17 protein-coding genes are annotated in these 20,838 nt (G+C 39.5%); 10 read left to right on the top strand and 7 right to left on the bottom strand.

The window, feature by feature from the left end:
* From VB711_RS05830 to VB711_RS05805, 6 genes are all read right to left on the bottom strand, one after another.
* A complete protein-coding gene (locus tag VB711_RS05830) occupies positions 1–2,115 on the bottom strand; it encodes a DEAD/DEAH box helicase (protein WP_323284884.1) in 2,115 nt (704 codons plus the stop codon).
* Between the two features lie 276 nt (positions 2,116–2,391).
* Positions 2,392–4,683: a 1,4-alpha-glucan branching enzyme gene (glgB, locus tag VB711_RS05825; protein WP_323284826.1), complete on the bottom strand. Its 2,292-nt coding sequence runs from the start codon at positions 4,681–4,683 to the stop codon at positions 2,392–2,394.
* A gap of 210 nt (positions 4,684–4,893) precedes the next feature.
* Positions 4,894–5,208: a hypothetical protein gene (locus VB711_RS05820; RefSeq protein WP_323284883.1), complete on the bottom strand. Its 315-nt coding sequence runs from the start codon at positions 5,206–5,208 to the stop codon at positions 4,894–4,896.
* A gap of 107 nt (positions 5,209–5,315) precedes the next feature.
* Positions 5,316–5,996 carry a glutathione S-transferase family protein gene (locus VB711_RS05815; RefSeq protein ID WP_323284825.1) on the bottom strand — a complete coding sequence of 227 codons (681 nt, stop codon included), beginning with the start codon at positions 5,994–5,996 and terminating at the stop codon, positions 5,316–5,318.
* A 215-nt stretch (positions 5,997–6,211) separates the two neighbouring features.
* On the bottom strand, positions 6,212–6,376 hold the full coding sequence (locus VB711_RS05810) for a hypothetical protein (protein ID WP_323284824.1): 165 nt from the start codon (positions 6,374–6,376) through the stop codon (positions 6,212–6,214).
* 127 nt (positions 6,377–6,503) lie between these two features.
* Positions 6,504–7,091 carry a sporulation/spore germination protein gene (locus VB711_RS05805; protein WP_323284823.1) on the bottom strand — a complete coding sequence of 196 codons (588 nt, stop codon included), beginning with the start codon at positions 7,089–7,091 and terminating at the stop codon, positions 6,504–6,506.
* A 225-nt stretch (positions 7,092–7,316) separates the two neighbouring features.
* On the opposite strand from VB711_RS05805, the gene VB711_RS05800 reads away from it, so the two are divergent.
* Complete coding sequence (locus VB711_RS05800; RefSeq protein ID WP_069069965.1) at positions 7,317–7,547, top strand: NifU family protein; 231 nt, start codon at positions 7,317–7,319, stop codon at positions 7,545–7,547.
* Between the two features lie 135 nt (positions 7,548–7,682).
* Positions 7,683–9,917: a glycoside hydrolase gene (locus VB711_RS05795; RefSeq protein WP_323284822.1), complete on the top strand. Its 2,235-nt coding sequence runs from the start codon at positions 7,683–7,685 to the stop codon at positions 9,915–9,917.
* A 307-nt stretch (positions 9,918–10,224) separates the two neighbouring features.
* On the opposite strand, the gene VB711_RS05790 is transcribed toward VB711_RS05795, so the two are convergent.
* Positions 10,225–11,271, bottom strand: a complete 1,047-nt coding sequence (locus VB711_RS05790) for a hemolysin family protein (protein WP_323284821.1) — start codon at positions 11,269–11,271, stop codon at positions 10,225–10,227.
* A gap of 214 nt (positions 11,272–11,485) precedes the next feature.
* On the opposite strand from VB711_RS05790, the gene VB711_RS05785 reads away from it, so the two are divergent.
* From VB711_RS05785 to VB711_RS05750, 8 genes are all read left to right on the top strand, one after another.
* Entirely contained in the window at positions 11,486–12,787 is a 1,302-nt protein-coding gene (locus VB711_RS05785; protein ID WP_323284819.1) for an amino acid permease, read from the top strand.
* 97 nt (positions 12,788–12,884) lie between these two features.
* The gene (locus VB711_RS05780; protein ID WP_323284818.1) at positions 12,885–13,157 is read left to right on the top strand and encodes a GlsB/YeaQ/YmgE family stress response membrane protein; all 273 of its coding nucleotides are present in this window, start codon (positions 12,885–12,887) and stop codon (positions 13,155–13,157) included.
* A 289-nt stretch (positions 13,158–13,446) separates the two neighbouring features.
* Positions 13,447–14,892, top strand: coding sequence for a cysteine--tRNA ligase (gene cysS, locus VB711_RS05775; protein ID WP_323284816.1), 1,446 nt, complete (start codon positions 13,447–13,449; stop codon positions 14,890–14,892).
* Between the two features lie 135 nt (positions 14,893–15,027).
* Positions 15,028–16,464, top strand: coding sequence for a TldD/PmbA family protein (locus VB711_RS05770; RefSeq protein ID WP_323284813.1), 1,437 nt, complete (start codon positions 15,028–15,030; stop codon positions 16,462–16,464).
* Positions 16,465–16,753: 289 nt separating this feature from the next.
* Positions 16,754–18,103, top strand: coding sequence for a TldD/PmbA family protein (locus VB711_RS05765; RefSeq protein WP_323284812.1), 1,350 nt, complete (start codon positions 16,754–16,756; stop codon positions 18,101–18,103).
* A 255-nt stretch (positions 18,104–18,358) separates the two neighbouring features.
* Positions 18,359–19,081, top strand: a complete 723-nt coding sequence (gene pgl, locus VB711_RS05760; protein WP_323284811.1) for a 6-phosphogluconolactonase — start codon at positions 18,359–18,361, stop codon at positions 19,079–19,081.
* A gap of 99 nt (positions 19,082–19,180) precedes the next feature.
* The gene (locus VB711_RS05755) at positions 19,181–20,011 is read left to right on the top strand and encodes an FHA domain-containing protein (RefSeq protein ID WP_323284809.1); all 831 of its coding nucleotides are present in this window, start codon (positions 19,181–19,183) and stop codon (positions 20,009–20,011) included.
* Positions 20,012–20,099: 88 nt separating this feature from the next.
* Positions 20,100–20,837: a M50 family metallopeptidase gene (locus VB711_RS05750; protein ID WP_323284808.1), complete on the top strand. Its 738-nt coding sequence runs from the start codon at positions 20,100–20,102 to the stop codon at positions 20,835–20,837.
* Position 20,838: the final 1 nt, after the last annotated feature.

Below are 20,838 nucleotides of genomic sequence, written 5' to 3'. Positions count from 1 at the left end.
TTAAGTAGATAATCTTTTGAATTTTTGTATTAATTCTTGTGGTAAATCTTCTTTGCGTATTCTACCATTTTCAACATCTTGAAGTAAGTCTTTCACATTCATCATCTCTATACGTTCACGTTCTTGAGGACTTCTATCTCTATTGATAATATTCATTTTTATTCGTTCATCTTCTGTGGGATAGGTGAATTGGAGAACAAAGTTTCTATCTTTAACTTCTTTAAATTCTTCTACTAAACCTGTCATATCTTCACCGTAACCTAATACTCTGATCCAGGCTTTGCTTCTTGTGATAGCAGTAAATAAAATATTTCTCTTTCTGGCAAGTTCTGACCCAGAGAAGCATTCATGAGCATTTATAACATATACCATTGCAGCTTCATTTCCCTTTGCTCTATAGATTCCTGTGAAAGTGACTTCTTCATCACTAAAGAAATCATCTGGTGAACTTGCTACTCCAGCCAGTTTAGAGTTAATTCCTCTGTTTTGCAATAAAGCTCTAGGAATTCCAACAGCACTACGAGTCGTACGAGGGGTACAGTGAATAATCATTATATCATTGTACTTTAATTCATCTTCTTTAATATTTTTCTCTATTTCCTTTACGAGCCATTCCATTTGCTCGTGGTTATTATTAAAGGATTTAAATATAATTAAGTCATCAATATGTGAGTGAGCTTCTAGAAATTTCGGACTAGTATTTTCATTTCTAGCAAGTTTTACAGGTTTTCCATCTTCTAAAATTCCTTCTTCACTTTGATAACCAATATCTCTCCATAATGCTGCATTATCAAACATCTGGATTAATCCCTCTTTCCTATATATTCCGAAGCCCAATGCGTGGGCAGATGTTAGAAGTGGACGAGAATTTCTATAACATTTCTCTAAAATAATATCCTGTTTTGGTTCTCCAGATCTGTTTTTAAGCTTAACATAGGGATTACCATAAGTATCATTTCCAAAAATTTCTGTTGGTGACTCCATTGTTTTATTGTTAAGACTTTGTAATTCATCATAAGCATAAATTAATCTTTTAGGTTGCTTTAAGATGTTATAACAAAGTTGTAGAAAGTATTTGGAAAAATCTTGGGCTTCATCAATCAATATTGCATCATAATACTGCTCAAAGATGTTAATTTTATTAAGTGCTTCTTCACAAACTGTATCAAATTCTTGACCATATATATTAGCAATTTTTATTCTTTTAGCTGCATCTAGGTCTCTAAATTCAATATTATGCTTTTTACATATTTCGTAATAAATTCCTTCCATTGAAGGACTTCCCCAAGCATGAATGATTTTAACTTTTTCCCAATTGGGTTCTTCACCTATTTGCTCAATAGCAAAAGTGTTTATAAAGTGCTTAAATTGATTTTTTAATGAACGAGTATTAAAGGTAACAGCAATATTCCAATCAGGATGTTTTGCGTGTAAATATGCAACTTTAAGAGCCAACACTATAGTTTTACCTGAACCAGCAAGACCTCTAATCCTCTGGACACCTTCAACAGTTTCAATAACAGCCGCACTTTGATCATGATCTAAATTAGCAATAGAATCTTCAAGTTTCTTGAGTTTTGCCCCTCTTGAATCTTCTCGTTTAACATAATTACGCTGGTTTCTCTTTCTAATAGTAGTTATAGCTTGTATAACTGAGTTAAGATGTTCAAAATATTCACTAGATTCCCAATGTAGAGAATTTAAATTTTCTTCTAGATCATGTTCATTAGTTACTACTATATAATCTTCTGAAATATCATTTAGCTTCAAAGCAGGTGCAAATGTGACTACACCTATATCCACCATTAGTTTCCTTCCTTTGGTCAGATGTGTATTTCCTTTGAGTTTAGATTCAAGCTTATTGAAACTTTCATCCTGTGCTTGTTGTATTATATTTATATCTGTTTGGGAGCCTTCAATAATATTAAAAATCACTACCCCATACTCTTTCGATACTAAAAGCGCATCAATTGGATAACCTCCTTGAGAAGTACCTATGATTGGATATCCTAGATATAAACTGCCAGTAATATCGCGTTTGCTTTCAAAGTAATTAGCAAGTCTTCTAGATGCAACTGGTTTATTATTTACATCACCTCGGATTACATTAACCATATTTTTCACCTTGATTATCTTATAATTTTGAGTGATTTCCCTGTGCAGTTTCAGGTTTTTGGGTAATTCAATCACCTAATTCAATTATAACTAAACTGTTGAAAATAATATAGCGGATAAACTCCCGCAAATCTTCATTATTTACCCATTACATAACTATTGCCAACCTGGAAGCGATCGCTACATTCTTGAGTAAAACTGCTAGAATTTCTATCAAACTGTAAAAAATAACCTTAATACCCAGTTTCAAGGGTGAGCATTGCCCACCCTAAACTATTATTCAATCACGGCTGTTGTCTTATTCTTGTCCAACTTGAGAATCAACACACCCAAAGGTGGAAGACATAAATCTAGGGAATAAGGACGATTGTGTAAAGACCAGTCATCAGTCCATTTACCGCCTAAATTGCCCATATTGCTACCGCCATACTGACGAGCATCACTATTGAACATTTCGGTATAAAAACCCGCTTCAGGAACACCAATGCGGTAGTGAGAATGGGGTTGAGGTGTGAAATTACAAACTACAACCACAAAATTCTCTGAATCCTTCTCCCGACGGATAAAAGAAACCACACTATGACGGTTATCGCTACAATCAATCCAATCAAACCCTTCCCGCGCAAAATCTTGGGTGTATAAAGCAGGTTCAGAACGGTAAAGATAATTAAGAGCTTGGAAAAAATCTTTTAATTGCTGGTGGGGTTCGTGCTGGAATAAATGCCATTCCAAATCAGCCCAGACGTTCCACTCACTCCATTGACCAAACTCCATGCTCATAAACATGGTTTTCTTGCCGGGATGTGCAAACATATAGGCAAACAAACAACGAATATTAGCGAGTTTCTGCCATCTATCCCCAGGCATTTTGCCAATTATGTTACTCTTGCCATGCACCACTTCATCATGGGACAGTGCCAACATGAAGTTTTCGCTGTGGTTATACCACATACTAAAGGTAATATTATTCTGGTGGAACTGACGGAACCAGGGATCCATGCTGAAGTAATCCAGCATATCGTGCATCCAGCCCATATTCCACTTCAAGTTAAAGCCGAGTCCACCTGTGTAAGTAGGCCAAGATACCATTGGCCAAGAAGTAGATTCTTCCGCAATAGAAAGAATACCAGGAAAATAGCTGAAAATGATGTGATTTACTTGACGTAAAAAATCCGCAGCCTCTAAATTTTCTCTACCACCGTGTTGATTGGGCAACCATTCCCCTGGTTTGCGACAATAATCGAGGTAAAGCATGGAAGCCACAGCATCAACGCGGATTCCGTCAATATGGTATTTATCAAACCAAAATAGGGCGTTAGCTACCAAAAAGTTCCTGACTTCGTGGCGATTGTAGTTAAATACTAAGGTACCCCATTCTTTGTGTTCCCCTTTGCGCGGGTCTGCGTGTTCGTATAGGTGACTACCATCAAAAAAGGCTAAACCATGGCCATCCTTGGGAAAGTGACCGGGAACCCAATCGACGATTACACCAATTTCGTTTTTGTGGCATTGGTCAACAAAATACATGAAGTCGTCTGGTGTGCCAAAACGGGAGGTGGGGGCATAGTAACCAGTGACTTGATAACCCCATGAACCATCAAAGGGATGTTCTGCAATAGGTAGCAATTCCAGATGGGTATAGCCTAACCCTTTGACATAGGGAATGAGTCTGTCTGCTAATTCTCGATAGGTAAGAAATCGTGCGCCAGGATTTAACTCTGAGACGATAACTACGGCTTCTGTTTCTCCGTTGGGTAGTTTGGCTGGTTCGGAACTGGAAGCGTGTAACCAAGAGCCTAAATGGACTTCATAGACGGAAACTGGTTGGGCGAGGGGGTCACTGTGTCGCCGTTTTTCCATCCAGTCTTCGTCGGTCCATTTGTAGGTATTTAAGTCGGTGACAATGGATGCTGTTTTGGGGCGTGGTTCTTGCTGGAAACCAAAGGGATCGGACTTTTCGTAAATGTGTCCTTCAAAATTTTTGATTTCATATTTATAATGCTCTCCTACGCCGATTTCTGGGATAAATAATTCCCAAACTCCGGTGTGTCCTTTCCGCATCTGGTGTTTGCGTCCATCCCAGAGGTTGAAGTCTCCTAACAGGGAAACGTTACGGGCGTTGGGAGCCCAAACAGCAAAATAAACGCCTTTCACGCCTTCTATTTCTGTGGCGTGGGCTCCTAGTTTTTCGTAAATGCGGTGATGATTGCCTTCGGAAAATAAATGCAGGTCAAAATCGGTCAAGTTGGGGGAACGGAAGGCGTAAGGGTCGTAAATGACCAGTTCGTGTTCCCCTTCTTTGATTCGTAGCTGGTAGTTTTTTAGTTCGGCTGTTTCGATTGTGCATTCAAAAAAGTGGGGATGATGCACTGTTTCCATTGGATATTCTTTCCGTTCTTCGGGAACTACTACCCATGCTGCACTAGCATTTGGTAGGTAGGCTCGCACAGCCCAGACAGTTTTACCATTTTGTTCGATGAGATGTGAACCCAGCACTTCAAAGGGATCGTGATGTTGATTCCCGATGATGCGATTAACCTGTTCAGGCGCGATCGTGGTCATGGACATGAAGCTACCTACGCGAAATATGGTGATTAACTAAATCTACTTTTTTATCTATATATATTCTTTACATTTATTTGCACTTTTGTCGCCTATGTCATATTACTTCAGAATGAGTGTTGATTATCTTCAGAGTTAGACTAGGTAGGAATTTTGGGCTTGAGACTGAATAATTAGAATAACTAATAATTTTATGGTTAAAGTTTCGCTGGATGCTCATATATCTAAAAATGGTAAAAATTGTAGCAAAAATCTCCGTATCCGCAGGAGGAACACTTGTTCTCTGATGGGTGAACTGAGGGTTGGTGGTGGACTTGTTTGTAGTTGTGCTTGTAGTTGGGCATATTGGGCAGCAGTTACACGTTTGCCATCTATGGGCGATCGCGCTTCTGTGATAATCTGTGTTCGCAATATTTCTTCTGGTATATCTTCTGGTGGCGGTAATGCCCCAACTGCTTTCCCTCCGTTGCCAGTTAAAGCTACTAAAATACTAACACTAATACTCAAAACTAAATATCTTAAATATTTCATGGGTAACAGGGGATTGGGGATTGGGGATTGGTAATTGGTAATTGGTGATTGGTGATTGGTGATTGGTGATTGGATCATCTTCAAATCCGTGTCATCAGTGTAATCCATTAAATCCGTGATTCAAGTCCGGGTGGTAATTCTTCGCCGCATATTTGATGGATTTCCACAATTCTTTCAAACAGCCAAGGATATTCTTGATGATAATGGGGAATCAGTGCTAGAGGACTGAGTAAGGCGGCGGCCGTAATATCAGCTACACTTAAACGATCGCCTACTAAATACTGGCTTTTTTGCCAGCTTATAGATAATTCTACCAAAGCATTGGCTAACCGATTGGTAGCTAATTTGACGGTAGCATTGTTGATGTTGTACTGTTTTCTCACTACTCCAATGACAACTTGACTCAATAGTGAGGGGTCGATTTCCTTGCCTTCACCAGCACGAAACTGATAATATACAAATCTTGTGGCTGTACCTATGCTTTCGTCTAACCAGTCTTCTAACATCCAGGCGTGGGTTTGCTGTTCGTGGTTCGACAAAAACAACTTTGGCTCTGGTTGATAGGCTTCCAAAAATTTGATGATTTCCGTTGAGTCAGCGATGGCCTCCGGTTGTCCCTCCATTTGGGGTAACAAAACAGGCAAGGTTGTCAATCCAGTTAGTGGCTTAACTTTGAGAATATGCAATCCAGGAGTCAAATTTTCGCACCGATAGTTAATTTGTTTATAACCCAGTGCTAACCGAGCTTTACGACAATAATGAGATGTACTAAATTGCCGTAGCAACATAAAGCTACCTTGATAAGTAATGAGACAGAATTAATTACACAACTGATTTTCCTGTTCCCTGATCCTTCCTGTTCCCTCTCTCAACGAATGAATTTAATTTTCTCCGACTACTTAATAAATTTTAGCACTCTCACTGAGAGAGTACCGTTACCACAGATTGAAACCAATTGAATAAAGAGAGAACGATCTAGTGAGGAGCGCCGTTCTCTCTCTAGTTATGGAGTTGTTGCAGGGGTAGCACCTGTATCAGCAGGTTCACCAGCGGGTGTTGTAGCAGGAGTCGCAGTGGTATCAGCAGGAGCGCCGCCACCACCATCACAAGCTCCGAGAACAGCCGCCAAACTTAACATCAGAGCCAAACCAAGGATTTTTGTTTTCATGACTTTTGTTTCGCTAATAGGGCAATAAAAAGATTTTGCCTGTTGAATATGATACCTTATTTTTTGATTTTTTAAAGTTCTTTTAGCTTAATTTTGTCCGACGTAAATTTATATACTGTGTATTCGATCAAAAGGCAATTTCTTTACCGCGATCAGTAAAACGCACCTCTTTAATTTTCCATTCGGCGTTACTAATCAGGGTTTTGCGAAGGCTACCAAATAGAGCAAATTGTTCACAACTAGACAGAGATGCTACTTGCCGCTTTGATTCAGGAGCGATTCGTAAATCTACTGTAGCAACAGTATTATTAACGTTGATACGATAACCAGATAGGCTTAAATCAGTTGTATTTTGTTGTTCAACAATTTTACTGATTGCTTCTGTCATCGGTTGCTCAGAAGAAACTGAAACTTTTTCAGGGATTAATTCTTGACATTGATCATCACTTGTGTATAGGGTGACATCTATTTTTTTGCCAGAAATAGCAGCTACAGTCTGATCATCAGGGGAATCTGTATTAGCAGACTTAGCCCTTAGTTGAGCAATGGTAGGGTTTTGGCTAGGAGTTGGAGTTGGTGGATTGTTAGTTACTGTGGGAGTTGGTGTTTCAGTAACAACATTGTCAGATGTATCATTAGAAGCACAACTGGTAAGACTGGCAAAGAAGGCGATCGCTAGTATAAAAGATAAGAGATATTTTCCGTTGGTATTCATAAAATTTTGCTTATATGCAACAGGTAACTGGGAAGGGACAACGGGCAATAGTCAACTGCTATACTATTTCTAGTATCTGTGAAAGAAATCGGGAATTTAAAGTGCATTTTCAGCAGTTTGGTATCGGTAAGGTTAAATTAAGCAAGCAATAAAACCAAATTTTAGCTATTTTTGGATAAGACTCCTAATTTTCACAAACTTCTTTAACTTAGCAGGTCTAAAACTATGGAACTGACAATTGACAACGTTGAAACTGTATTAGACGAAATGCGTCCTTATTTGATGTCGGATGGCGGTAACGTAGAACTTGTAGAACTAGATGGTCCTATTGTCAAGTTGCGGTTACAAGGTGCTTGTGGTTCTTGTCCCAGTTCAGCGATGACATTAAGAATGGGGATTGAACGTCGTTTGAAGGAAATGATTCCTGAAATAGCCGAAATCGAACAAGTTGTGTAGAAATTAAGCGGGGGTGGGTAAACTCCACCCCTAGATAACTAGAATTGGCAAAAGTGATTACTCTATACTCAATGCCAGAATTGAATTGTGATCATTCATGATTCAATATTCTAAATCACCAATTCCTCATCACCTATGCCTCATCCTCTCTACGTGGCCTTTATTTGGCATCAACACCAACCTTTGTACAAGTCTCCTGGTAGTGGGATTTCTTCTTCCCTCAGCCAGCAGTATCGCTTGCCTTGGGTACGGTTACATGGTACTAAAGATTATCTGGATTTAATCTTGCTGTTGGAAAAATATCCCAAGTTGCACCAAACCGTAAATCTAGTCCCATCGTTGATCTTGCAACTAGAAGATTATATTGCGGGTACCGCTTTTGATCCATACCTGACAGCCACCTTGACACCTACAGAAAAGCTAACTCAGGAACAACAAGAATTTATTATTCAACATTTTTTTGATGCTAATCACCATACGCTAATTGATCCCCATCCCCGCTATGCGGAGTTGTACTACCAAAAACAGGAGCAAGGGGAGGCTTGGTGTTTAGAAAATTGGCAATTATCAGATTATGGTGATTTACTAGCTTGGCATAATTTAGCCTGGATTGATCCGCTATTTTGGGATGATCCAGAAATTGCCACTTGGTTAAAACAGGGACGGAATTTTACTTTAAGCGATCGCCAACGGATATACTCTAAACAGCGCGAAATTCTCGGTCGCATTATCCCCCAACACCGGAAAATGCAAAAGACGGGACAGCTAGAAGTCACCACCACCCCCTACACTCACCCGATTTTACCACTGTTAGCAGATACCAATGCTGGCCGGGTAGCAGTTCCCCAAATGACACTGCCTAAGTATCGCTTTCAATGGTCGGAAGATATTCCCCGTCATTTACAGAAATCTTGGGATTTATATAAAGACCGTTTTGATCAAGATCCCCGTGGTTTGTGGCCTTCCGAACAGTCCGTGAGTCCAGAAATTTTGCCCTATATTGTTAAACAAGGGTTTAATTGGATTTGCTCAGATGAAGCGGTATTAGGTTGGACACTGAAACACTTTTTTCATCGAGATGGGGCCGGGAATGTGGAAGAACCACAGCTTTTATATCGTCCCTATCGTTTAGAAACGCCGGCTGGTGATTTGGCCATTGTCTTCCGTGACCATAGATTATCAGATTTAATCGGCTTTACTTATGGGTCCATGCAGCCTAAACAAGCAGCAGCAGATTTAGTGGGACATTTGCAAGCGATCGCTAAAATGCAAAGAGAACACCCCAGTGAAGAACCTTGGTTAGTTACAATTGCCTTAGATGGCGAGAATTGCTGGGAATTTTATCCCCAAGACGGTAAACCTTTCCTAGAAGCCTTATATCAAAGTCTCAGTCACGAACCCCATCTCCAACTTGTCACCGTCTCCGAGTTCCTAGATAAATTTCCCGCCACAGCCACTATCCCCGCAGAACAACTACATAGCGGTTCCTGGGTAGATGGTAGTTTTACCACTTGGATCGGTGATCCTGTTAAAAATCGGGCTTGGGACTACCTAACAAAAGCCAGAGAAGTTTTAGCTAGTCATCCTGAAGCAACCGAAGAAAATAACCCCGCCGCTTGGGAAGCTTTATATGCGGCTGAAGGTTCTGATTGGTTTTGGTGGTTTGGTGAAGGACATTCTTCTAATCAAGATGCCATTTTTGACCAATTATTTCGAGAACATCTGTATGGCATCTATAAAGCCTTAAATGAACCCATCCCTGCATATTTGAGAAATCCCCTAGAAATCCATGCCGCACGCTCAGATCATCGTCCAGAAGGGTTTATTCATCCTATTATTGATGGTAAGGGTGATGAGCAAGACTGGGATAAGGCTGGACGGATAGAAATTGGTGGCGCACGGGGGACAATGCACAATAGCAGTTTAATCCAGCGTCTTTGGTATGGGGTAGATCACCTTAATTTTTATCTGCGGGTGGATTTTAAATCTGGTATTGTTATAGAACAGGATTTACCAACAGAGTTGAATTTACTTTGGTATTATCCAGACAAAACGATGGTTAATAGTCCAATTCCTTTAGCAGAAGTTCCAGACCACGCCCCACTTAATTATCTCTATCACCATCATTTAGAAATTAATTTAGCCACCCAATCAATTCAGTTCCGAGAAGCTGGAGACAGTTATCAATGGCTACCCCGTTGTAGTCGCGCTCAAGTCGGTTTAAATACTTGTTTGGAGGTAGCAATCCCTTGGGCTGATTTACAAGTTTCTCCAGATTATTCTCTGCGGCTGATTTTAGCTTTTGCCAATGAAGGGTGTTTTTCTAGCTATTTGCCAGAAAATTCGCTGATTCCCATTGATGTACCTTAAAAGAATCTAGAGATTTTCCATGGAGTCCCCCTTTCTAAGGGGGATTTAGGGGGATCTGGGGGTGTCATATACCGGGAATCACTTCACCAAATTCAACTATATTAGACCTCTTGCATAAATACTTTGGTGTTGCCAAGAATATTCTTGAAAAGCTCACGCAAAGGCGCAAAGACGCAAAGAAGAATTTGAAAATTAAGACTTTTACAAGAAGTCTATTCTTCTCTTCTTCTAATTCTTCCTCCTGACTCCTGACTCCTGACTCCTGACTCCTGACTCCTGACTCCTGACTCCTAGCCCTAACGAAAGTTTATGATTGATTGATCATATTCATAGACTGCAACATTCTTTCGCGTTTTTTGCGAGCAATTTCTTGTAAATCAACAGTTCTATCAGTTTCATCGACAATTTCACCAGTGATTACCTCCAGAACATCTTCTAAGGTAATCACACCAGCAACACTCCCATATTCGTCTACGACTACTGCTAGATGTTCACGAACTTCTATAAAAGTTTTAAGTAGTTTATCTGCTCTAATTATTTCTGGGACAAAGCGAACTTTGCGACTTAAATTAGCAATTTTTTCTTCATGACTTCCCTCAATCATTGCTGTTAATAAAGTTTCTTTGAGGGCAAATCCGGTTACTTGGTCAATAGATTCATCAATTACAATGATTCGGGTATGTTGAGAGGCAAAAATGTCAGATTTAGCTTCAGCAAGAGTGCGATCGCCCCGTAAATATGTCATCATAATCTGGGGTGTCATTAAATCGGCCGCTGTCACATCATTTAATCTAAACACTCGCTGGATCATCTCCGCTTCTTCTCTTTCAATAATCCCTTCCTGTTGACCAATATTTGCTAAAAGTTTGATTTCAGCCTCATTTGTAGTTGGTCGTTTTCTGCCTCTAGAAAAGGGTGCAGTCACATTTTCTAAAATCCAAACCAAGGGAATAAAAACAATAGAAATCCCAGTAATCGGTATAGCTGCAAGTATGGCAATCTGTTCACAATAACGCTCTCCAATGGTTTTGGGGATAATTTCTCCAAAGATAATAATTAGGAATGTTAATATCCCTGAAAATACACCAAGCCACTGATCTCCTAATACTTGAGTAGCAATACTACCTGTAAGAATACTACCAATGATATTGAAAATATTGTTGAGGATAACAATCGTGGCAATAGGTCGATTCATGTTTTCACGAATCGCTAACAGCGCAACTGCCGAAGGGTTTTTTAATTGTGCTAATTGTCGAACTCTCAGCGTTGAAACAGAAAAAAGTGCCGTTTCTATACTAGAACAAAGTGCTGAACCTAAAATAATTACAAATACAGTAGTTAAAAGCTGTAGCATATATACCAGGAAACTTTAAGCGCAGGGGGCAGGGAGTTAGAGGGTTTTTGAATACCTTGAAGATTTAACTAAATATCCTCTAAAATAGCCTATCTTAACGCACTTCAAAGCTGCTATTCATTAGTATTTAGTAGTAAATCAAAGATTTTTGCTATAATCGGGTGCATAATTCATATTGTGTCCCCACTTGGGCGCGTATCTTAGTATCAACCTTATGAAGACTGTTCTCAAATCCTATCCAGAGCAAGTCACACGATTATTTTCTCACCTGGAATTTGATGGTAATCAATTAAATCATCAACCAGGTAGTGTGTTAGGTAGTACAGCCTTGATTGCGGGAACTACTGTTGGGGCTGGTATTCTTGCCCTCCCCTCCGTTACTCTACCTTCAGGTATTGTACCATCCACAGCCTTACTAATTCTTATTTGGCTATACACTTTGGTTTCTGGGTTATTAATTGCTGAAGTCACCTTAAACACTATCCGAGAGGAAGGTTGTCCTAGTTTGGGTTTGTTGGCAATTGTGGAAAAGACTCTTGGTAAAGGGGGAGCGCGAATTGCCGGCGGCACATATCTATTTATGCACTACGCTCTATTAGTAGCATACATTACTCAGGGTGGAGATATTTTACTATCTACACTAGCTAAATTTTGGGGTCTAGAACATTCTTTGCCGCACTGGTTAGGAACAACTGTTTTTACCCTGTTATTTGGGGGAATCATGTATTTAGGCCGAGAAACCTTGATTCAGAAGTTAAATAGTGCTTTTGTGGCTATTGTAATTATATCCTTTTTAGGTTTATTATTTTTAGGATCAGGGCAGGTTAACAGTACCCATTTTCTCTTTCAAAACTGGAATGCGTTGGGTAGTGCAGTTTCAGTAATATGTGTGGCGTTGTTCTATCATAATGTTGTGCCGGTAGTAGTGACGCAACTAGAAGGAGATATTGCCAAAATTCGTCAATCTATTATTATTGGTTCTGCTATTCCCTTAATTATGTTCTTGGCTTGGAATGCTCTAATTTTGGGCAGTGTTAGTCCTGATATGCTACAGAATAATTTAGAAAGTGGTAGTGTTTTTGATCCACTACAAATTTTGCGAGCAGGTGGAGCGGGGGAATTATTAGGATTAGTATTAACTGTTTTTTCAGAGTTTGCAATTATCACATCATTTATTGGCTTTGTGTATGGATTAGTTGATTTTTTTAAAGATATTTTCCGAATTACTAAAGGTGAAATTTCTCGCTTACCTCTTTATTCACTTGTTCTCTTTCCTCCGATGAGTTTAGGAACAATAAACCCGACAATATTTTTCACGGCTCTAGACTATACTGGGATTTTCAGTATTTCAATTTTAGGTGGCATTGTGCCAGCCATGATGAGTTGGCAACAACGGGAAAAGCAAAAATTAACAAATGGTATCTATCAATCACTAATACCCGGTGGTAAAATTACATTAGCTATGATGATTACAGTTGCATTAGCTCTGATGGTGAAACAAATTTCCTCGCTTTAAATAAATGAGTAGATCATCTTTTAACTATCCCTTTTGATAGAAGCCATAAGTAAATAAAATTTCTAATCTATTTATAGAATTTTAAATGGATTAAAGTATGAATATTATTGCTTGGATAATTTTGGGATTAATTGCAGGTGCGATCGCTAAAGCTATTTATCCCGGTCGTCAAGGTGGCGGAATTTTAGCCACGATGGTTTTAGGTATAATCGGGGCGTTAATTGGAGGGACTTTAGTTACCCTTTTAGAAACAGGAACACTGCAATTTACTGCGGCAAATCTGAGCATACCTGGTATAATTGTTGCTATCTTTGGAGCGATTATTGCTATTTTCCTGTGGGGTTTGTTTACTGGACGTACAAGTTATTAATTCAAAATAATTTTTTTAACCATTATGTAATTCCTGAGCATAACGTTCGCGTAGTGCATACCACTCCAGACGCAGAGAGCGCGGAGGTTGTTATAGTTCCATCTATTCGTGTCAATGTAAGGTAAAACCCTTGTTCGACTGGATTAAACCCATCTCTCATAATCTGTAATTCATTCATCTGCGTTAATCTGCGTTTAATTACTTTTCTATTTGATTTTAATTTCGCCTATTGCCTAACTAACAAGTTGCGTTATCATTGTTTATTGGCAGATTCCGAAATTACTCAATCATGACCCTAACCCTTTACAATACACTCACCCGTCGTCAAGAACCCTTCACAACCGTCGAACCAGGAAAAGTGACAATGTATTGCTGCGGTGTGACGGTATATGATTACTGTCATTTGGGTCATGCTAGAACTTGTATTGTCTGGGATGTAGTTCGGCGCTATTTGCAGTTTATCGGCTATCAAGTCCGATATATCCAGAATTTTACTGATATTGATGACAAAATTCTCAACCGCGCACGACAAGAAAACTCAACTATGGAAGCGATTAGCGATCGCTATATTCAAGCATATTTTGAGGATATGTCCCGCTTGGGAATTAAAGAAGCTGATGAATATCCCCGCGCTACCCACACCATGAACGGGATTCAGCGATTAATTCACGATTTAGAACACAAGGGTTTTGCTTATCCAGCAAATGGGGATGTTTATTATTCTGTGCGAAATTTCTCTGATTATGGTAAACTATCAGGCCGCAAACTGGAAGAACTACAAGCCGGTGCGAGTGAAAGGGTGAATGTTGAAGACGCAGAATATCAAAAGAAGAAAGATCCCTTTGATTTTGCGCTGTGGAAAGCCGCTAAACCTGGAGAACCAGCTTGGGAGTCACCTTGGGGAAAAGGCCGTCCAGGATGGCATATTGAATGCTCGGCTATGGTGCGCGATCGCTTGGGTGATACGATAGATATTCACGCTGGTGGCGCTGATCTAATTTTCCCTCACCACGAAAACGAAATTGCTCAATCAGAAGCTGTGACAGGTCAACCTTTAGCGAGTTATTGGTTGCACAATGGCATGGTAAAGGTTGAAGGTGAAAAAATGTCCAAATCTTTGGGTAATTTTATCACAATTCGGGAACTATTAGATCGTGGTGTAGACCCGATGGCGGTACGGTTGTTTGTCTTAATGGCACAATATCGCAAACCAATAGATTTCACCGATGAAGCTATTTTAGCAGCAACCAACGGCTGGCATACTTTACAAGAAGGTTTACTTTTTGGTGAACAGTACGGGAAACAACTGGGTTGGGATGCAAAACCGGAAAATCTCAGTAATTCCTACATTGACAGATTTACAGAAGCGGTAAATGATGACTTTAATTTTCCTGGTGGGTTAGCTGTGATTTTTGAATTGGCTAAAGAACTACGCCGAGAAGGTAATATTATTGTACATCAGGGAAAAACTGATACACCATCAGAGGATTTACTAAAACAGTGGCAAACTCTGGTAAAATTAACGGATGTTTTCGGTTTAACTGCTACAGCAGCAGCCCAAGAACTGACAACAGATGGTTTAAGCGATGGTGAAATTGAGGAATTGATTCAACAACGCCAAACAGCAAGAAAAGCCAAGAATTTTGCAGAAAGCGATCGCATTCGTGATGAACTATTAATCAAAGGAATTACTTTAATTGATAGCAAAGAAGGTACACGCTGGCATAGAAATTAATTTTTTAAGGGAACAGGGAACAGGGAACAGGGAACAGGGAACAAGTATTATTTCTCTCTTTCTGACTCCTGCCTTCTGCCTCCTGCCTCCTGCCTCCTGCCTCCTGACTCCTGACTCCTGACTCCCCCTAATATTATGTATTCTGAATTAACAAGAACGATTTCTCAACTAAATATTCCTGCTGATTGGATTGGGATTCGTGCTGTTAAAGCCACAAGTACCACCCATGTTGTGCGTGATGGATTACCCCAAAACAACGGTACATCCTTAACAATGGGAGCGATGTTAGAGGTGATGGTAAATGGCTGTTTAGGTTATGCAGCCACCAATTCCCTAACATTAACATCACTACAAAACGCCGCCGAAATCGCTTATCAACAAGCACTAGCAGCCAAAGAATGGTGGATATATCCCTTTGAGCAAAATATCCGTCCTCACGTTGTAGGTGAATACAAATCACCGTTAGTAGAACCATTAAATGCTTTAAATTCAGGAGAAGTTAACCAACTACTAATTAATATTTGTCGAAAAATGAAAATTAACGACAAAATTGTCCAAACTTCCGCCAGATTTAACAGCAACAATAAAGAAACTTGGTTTGTTAGCAGCAACGGCTCCCAAGTGTATCAACAGTTTAGCTCACTTGGTCTTCATTTTGGGGCGATCGCTCAAGAAGGATCATCTGTTCAGCAACGCACCAGCAACGGTTCTGAATCGAACTATTATCAAGGTGGTTGGGAGGTATTTAAACAAGACGAAATTAACTATCAAGCACAAAAAGTAGGGGAACAGGCTTTAGAATTATTGACAGCAGAACAATGTCCAGATACCCGCACTAATTTAGTTTTAGCCCCAGATCAAATGATGTTGCAAATCCACGAAAGTATCGGTCATCCTTTAGAAATTGACCGGATTTTAGGAGATGAACGCAACTACGCTGGAGGTAGTTTTGTTAAAAAAGATGATTTTGGGAAACTAAAATATGGTTCGTCTTTAATGAATATCACCTTTGACCCGACAGTAAAAGGTGAACTTGCTAGTTATGGTTTTGATGATATTGGTGCAGTTGCTACGAGGGAATATGTCATTAAGGAAGGTATTTTACTCAGAGGTTTAGGAAGTTTAGAAAGTCAAGCTAGAGCAGGTTTACCAGGTGTTGCTTGTGCGCGTGCTACTTCTTGGAATCGACCTCCAATTGATCGCATGGCAAATTTGAATTTAGAACCAGGTAACTCTTCTTTTGCAGAAATAATTTCAGGAATTGAACATGGTGTTTACATGGAATCTAACCGTTCTTGGTCAATTGATGATCATCGTTATAAGTTTCAGTTTGGTTGTGAATATGCTAAGTTAATTGAAAACGGAAAGTTTACTAAAACTCTCTGTAATCCCAATTATCGAGCTACTACACCACAATTTTGGCACAGTTTAACTCAAGTTGGTAATAATGCTGATTGGCAAATTTATGGTACTCCCTACTGTGGTAAAGGTGAACCTAATCAAGCTATTTGGGTAGGTCATGGTTCTCCAGTTTGTTTGTTTGCTGATGTTGAAGTTTTTGGTGGGGGTTGAAAAATCTCGGAAGAATATGGATTTAACGAACCACAGAGGCACAGAGAACACAGAGGAATGAGGGTTTGAGAGATTTTTTATTTGGAAGTCTCTTAGTTTTTTAGGACTTATTTATTGACAGGAGAATATAAATATGTATAATCGAAAACCCCTACAATACCGAACTATTGACGATATCAACATAATCATTAATCAAAGTCTGAAACAAGCTATTTTAGTAAAAGCATAAAATGATTAATTTGTACGGTGTCTAAGTCCTATTCTTTTAGAAATTATTTAATTTATAAAAATGAAAATCGAAGAAATATCTACTTTGGAAATTAGCTTTAATCAACTTTGGGAATCTCTATTAATTAAAAAAGTTGAAGGTGAGCATTTCACTATTAGGCTTAACAGCGAAAGAAGTCAATTTACCCGGTTCAATTGCGCTAAAGTCAGACAAACTGGTTTTGTGGCTGATGGTTCGATAGAATTGACTTTAATGGCAGATCAACGCAGCAGTTTTCGTCAGTTTCCTTTTACTGGTAATTGGGAAGTAGATTGGCAAATAGCCTATCATGCTTTAGAAGAATTACGGAATGAATTACCTTTGTTACCAATTGATCCTTATCTAGTTTTACCATCAGGAAATAATGCAAGTCGAGAAGTTAATATAGGTAACTTATTAACAACGAAAGAGGTTATTCCCAATATTTTAGAATTAGTCACAGATTTAGATTTTACTGGTATTTATATTAGTGGAATTGTAATTAGGGCTTATGGTGATTCTAGTGGACAAAAACACTGGTTTGCTACAGATTCTTTTATTTTAGATTATTCCTTATTTATGGCATCTGGTCAAGCTGTAAAAGGAAACTTTGCAGGTAGTAATTGGAATGAATCTGCCTACATTGCTAAAATTAATGATGGAAAAAAGCAACTAGAAATGCTGTCTCGTCCGGTAAAAAAATTGCCCAAAGGAGAATATAAAACCTATTTGGCTCCGGCTGCTGTGGCTGATTTATTAAATATGCTCTCTTGGGGTGCTATCGGTGAAGCAGATATTCAACAAGGAAATAGCGCCTTAGCTGCTTTATCACGTCACGAAAAACAACTGTCTCCTAAATTTAATTTAAAAGAAAACTTCCAACTGGGTTTAGTTCCCAGATTTAATGAATTGGGAGAAATGGCAGCATCAGAATTAATGTTAGTAGAAAAAGGAATTTTAATCAATTCTTTAGTTAATTCTCGCACTGCTAAAGAATATAATAAACTCGCTAACAGTGCCAATGATTCCGAAACTTTGCGATCGCCCGAAATAACAGCAGGTAACTTGACCTTTGACCAGATTTTACCCAGCTTAGGCACAGGGTTATATGTATCGAATTTACATTATTTAAACTGGAGCGATCGCCCTAGTGGTAGAATTACAGGAATGACCCGTTATGCCTGTTTTTGGGTAGAAAATGGCGAAATTATCGCCCCCATCGAAAACCTACGCTTTGACGAAAGCCTATATCACTTCTGGGGTGAACAAAACCTCATTGACTTAACCAACTTTCAAGAATTTATTCCCGAAGTAGGTAGTTACGAAAGCCGTCAACTAGGTGGTTGTTTAGTTCCCGGTATGTTGGTAGATGATTTTACTTACACGTTGTAAACAAACAACAGGAAAATCAGGGTGTAACTTTATTGTAGAGACGTTCCATGGAACGTCTCTACTACAATGGTGATCTCAGATTCCCCTAGTTAGTACAACTCAATACTGACAACAGACCATAAATAATGATAAAGAACCTCTAGGTTGATTATTCCTTACCCAACTAGATGATGTTAAAAGTTTCAAAAGTTAAAAAGGGAAACTGTCAGAAGTTAGGTATTGTATTGCTGGAAGCAGGCTAACGATAATGAAGTCATGAACAAAACCGTTGAAATTTTAGCAGATCAACCAGCATTGGTAAAACGAGCGCTTGAATTGATCTTATCCAAATTAGAGACTGCCATTGAGCAAAGGGGGCAATTTACTATAGCCTTATCTGGTGGCAGCACACCCAAGCCCTTGTATGAAGCAATAGCAAACCAAAAACTGCCTTGGGATAAAATTCATGTATTCTGGGGAGATGAACGTTATGTTGCACCAGATCACCCTGATAGCAATGAATTAATGGCTCGTCGTGCTTGGTTAGACAAAGTAGCTATCCCAGCAGCTAATATTCATGCCATGCCTACCTCCTCAGCTAATCCCGTAGTAGATGCAGCTAAACATGAACAGCACCTACAAGAATTTTTTCATGTTGCACCCGGAATTTTTCCCTCTTTGGATGTAGTTTTACTTGGTATGGGAGATGATGCCCACACTGCATCTTTATTTCCCCATACAGAAGCTCTTAAAGTGCGCGATCGCTTGGTGACTGTGGGTAATAAAGATAACAACCTTCGCATCACTTTTACATACCCATTCATCAACGCGGCTCGAAACGTTATTTTCTTGGTTGCTGGCGCTAATAAAAGACCTGCACTAGGACAAATTTTTGCCCCCTCAGCCGATGATTTTGCCTATCCATCCCGCTTAATTAAACCCCAGGGAGAACTTTATTGGCTGCTAGATACCCCCGCCGGGTTGGAACTCAAACTTTAACTTTTTTCACTTTGGGGTAATTGTTACAATCAAAAGCTAGAGTTTTTCCTCAGCTTACAGGTATTATTTTTACTGTGACATCGACAAAGGCTAAAATTCATGATCGTCTGTCCTAATTGCAATCATCCCAACCCAGACGGCGCTGTTCAGTGTGAGGCTTGCTACACGCCGTTACCAGCAACAACTCAATGCCCCAGTTGTGGGGCAAGTGTACAAGCAGATGCTGCTTTCTGCGGTCAGTGCGGCTTTAATTTGCACTCTAATGTGGCAGTCGTTCCACCAACACCAGTGGCACCAACTATTGCGGCCGATCTGCCAATAGAAGTACCACCATTGGTTATACCTGATCCAATGTTAGAACTTTTAGAACCAGATCCCTTTGGCATCTCTACTCCTGTTAGTTCCAACTTACCACCAACTATAGTCACACCTGAACCCGAACCTGTAGCTGTAGCTGTACCTGAATCTGTAGCTGTACCTGAACCTATAGTTGTACCTGAACCCGTAGCTGTAGCTGTACCTGAACCCGAACCTGTAGCTGTAGCTGTACCCGAACCTGTACCTGTACCACAAGTAGTTGTAGCTAGAACTCAATTACAGCAGGTTACAGGACGACTATTTCATGTTCAAAGTAACCAAGATATTGAATTACCGCAAAATTTCTCTGTGATTCATATTGGTAAACCCAATGATCGGATTCCTCCAGATATTGATGTTGCTGGATTTCCAAATGCTGAAATTGTTTCGCGGATTCATGCAGATATTCGGATTGAAGGAGATGCTTACTATATAGAAGACGTGGGTAGTTCTAACGGCACTTACATTAATAATTTGCCCTTGTTACCTGGTAATAGACACCGTTTGCGTCCGGGCGATCGCATCACTTTGGGTAAGGGAGACTTGGTAACTTTCTTGTTTCAACTCTCTTAGTTATCCGTAATTGATAATTCGTAACTCGTAATTGATAATGAGTAATTAGAGATTATGAATTACGAATTATTCAGGAGCAAAATAAATCATGCCAGCACCAAATCAAGATTTTGAACCATTATTGAGTCAAGAAGCACCCCCTGAGTTTGAACAAATGGGGTTAAATTGGTTAATCATCGCAGCGATCGCCACCGTATTATTATGGCAAATTCCTGGTGGCGATTATATTTTATACCCATTTTCTATTCTAGCAACTTGGTTTCATGAAATGGGACACGGCTTAATGGCAATGCTTTTAGGTGGAAAATTCTATCAATTACAGATTTTTAGTAATGGTTCTGGTGTAGCAACTTATGCTCTCCGTTCAAATTTGGGGGCAATAGGACCGGCAATGGTAGCAGCAGCAGGGCCAATGGGTCCACCTATCGCCGGTGCAGCTTTGATTCTCGCTTCCCGTAGTTTTACAACCGCTTCCCTGAGTTTAAAAATTTTAGGCGGCTTTTTATTATTTTCTACATTAGTTTGGGTACGTTCTTGGTTTGGCTTATTAGCAGTTCCCTTATTAGGTTTAATTATTTTGGCAATTGCTTTCAAATCTTCCCGATGGGTACAAGGGTTTGCAATTCAATTTTTGGGTGTACAAGCTTGTGTAAGTACATATCATCAACTTAATTATTTATTTAGTTATAGTGCTGGACCCCTGGGACTTTCTGATACAGCACAAATGCAGAAATATTTGTTATTACCTTATTGGTTTTGGGGTGGATTGATGGCTGTAGCTTCTTTGGTAATTTTAGTTCAAAGTCTACGCCTTGCCTATCGTTAAC

The organism is Cronbergia sp. UHCC 0137 (genome assembly GCF_034932285.1).
Lineage (GTDB): Bacteria > Cyanobacteriota > Cyanobacteriia > Cyanobacteriales > Nostocaceae > Cronbergia.
This window is presented reverse-complemented; position numbering and strand designations above follow the sequence as displayed.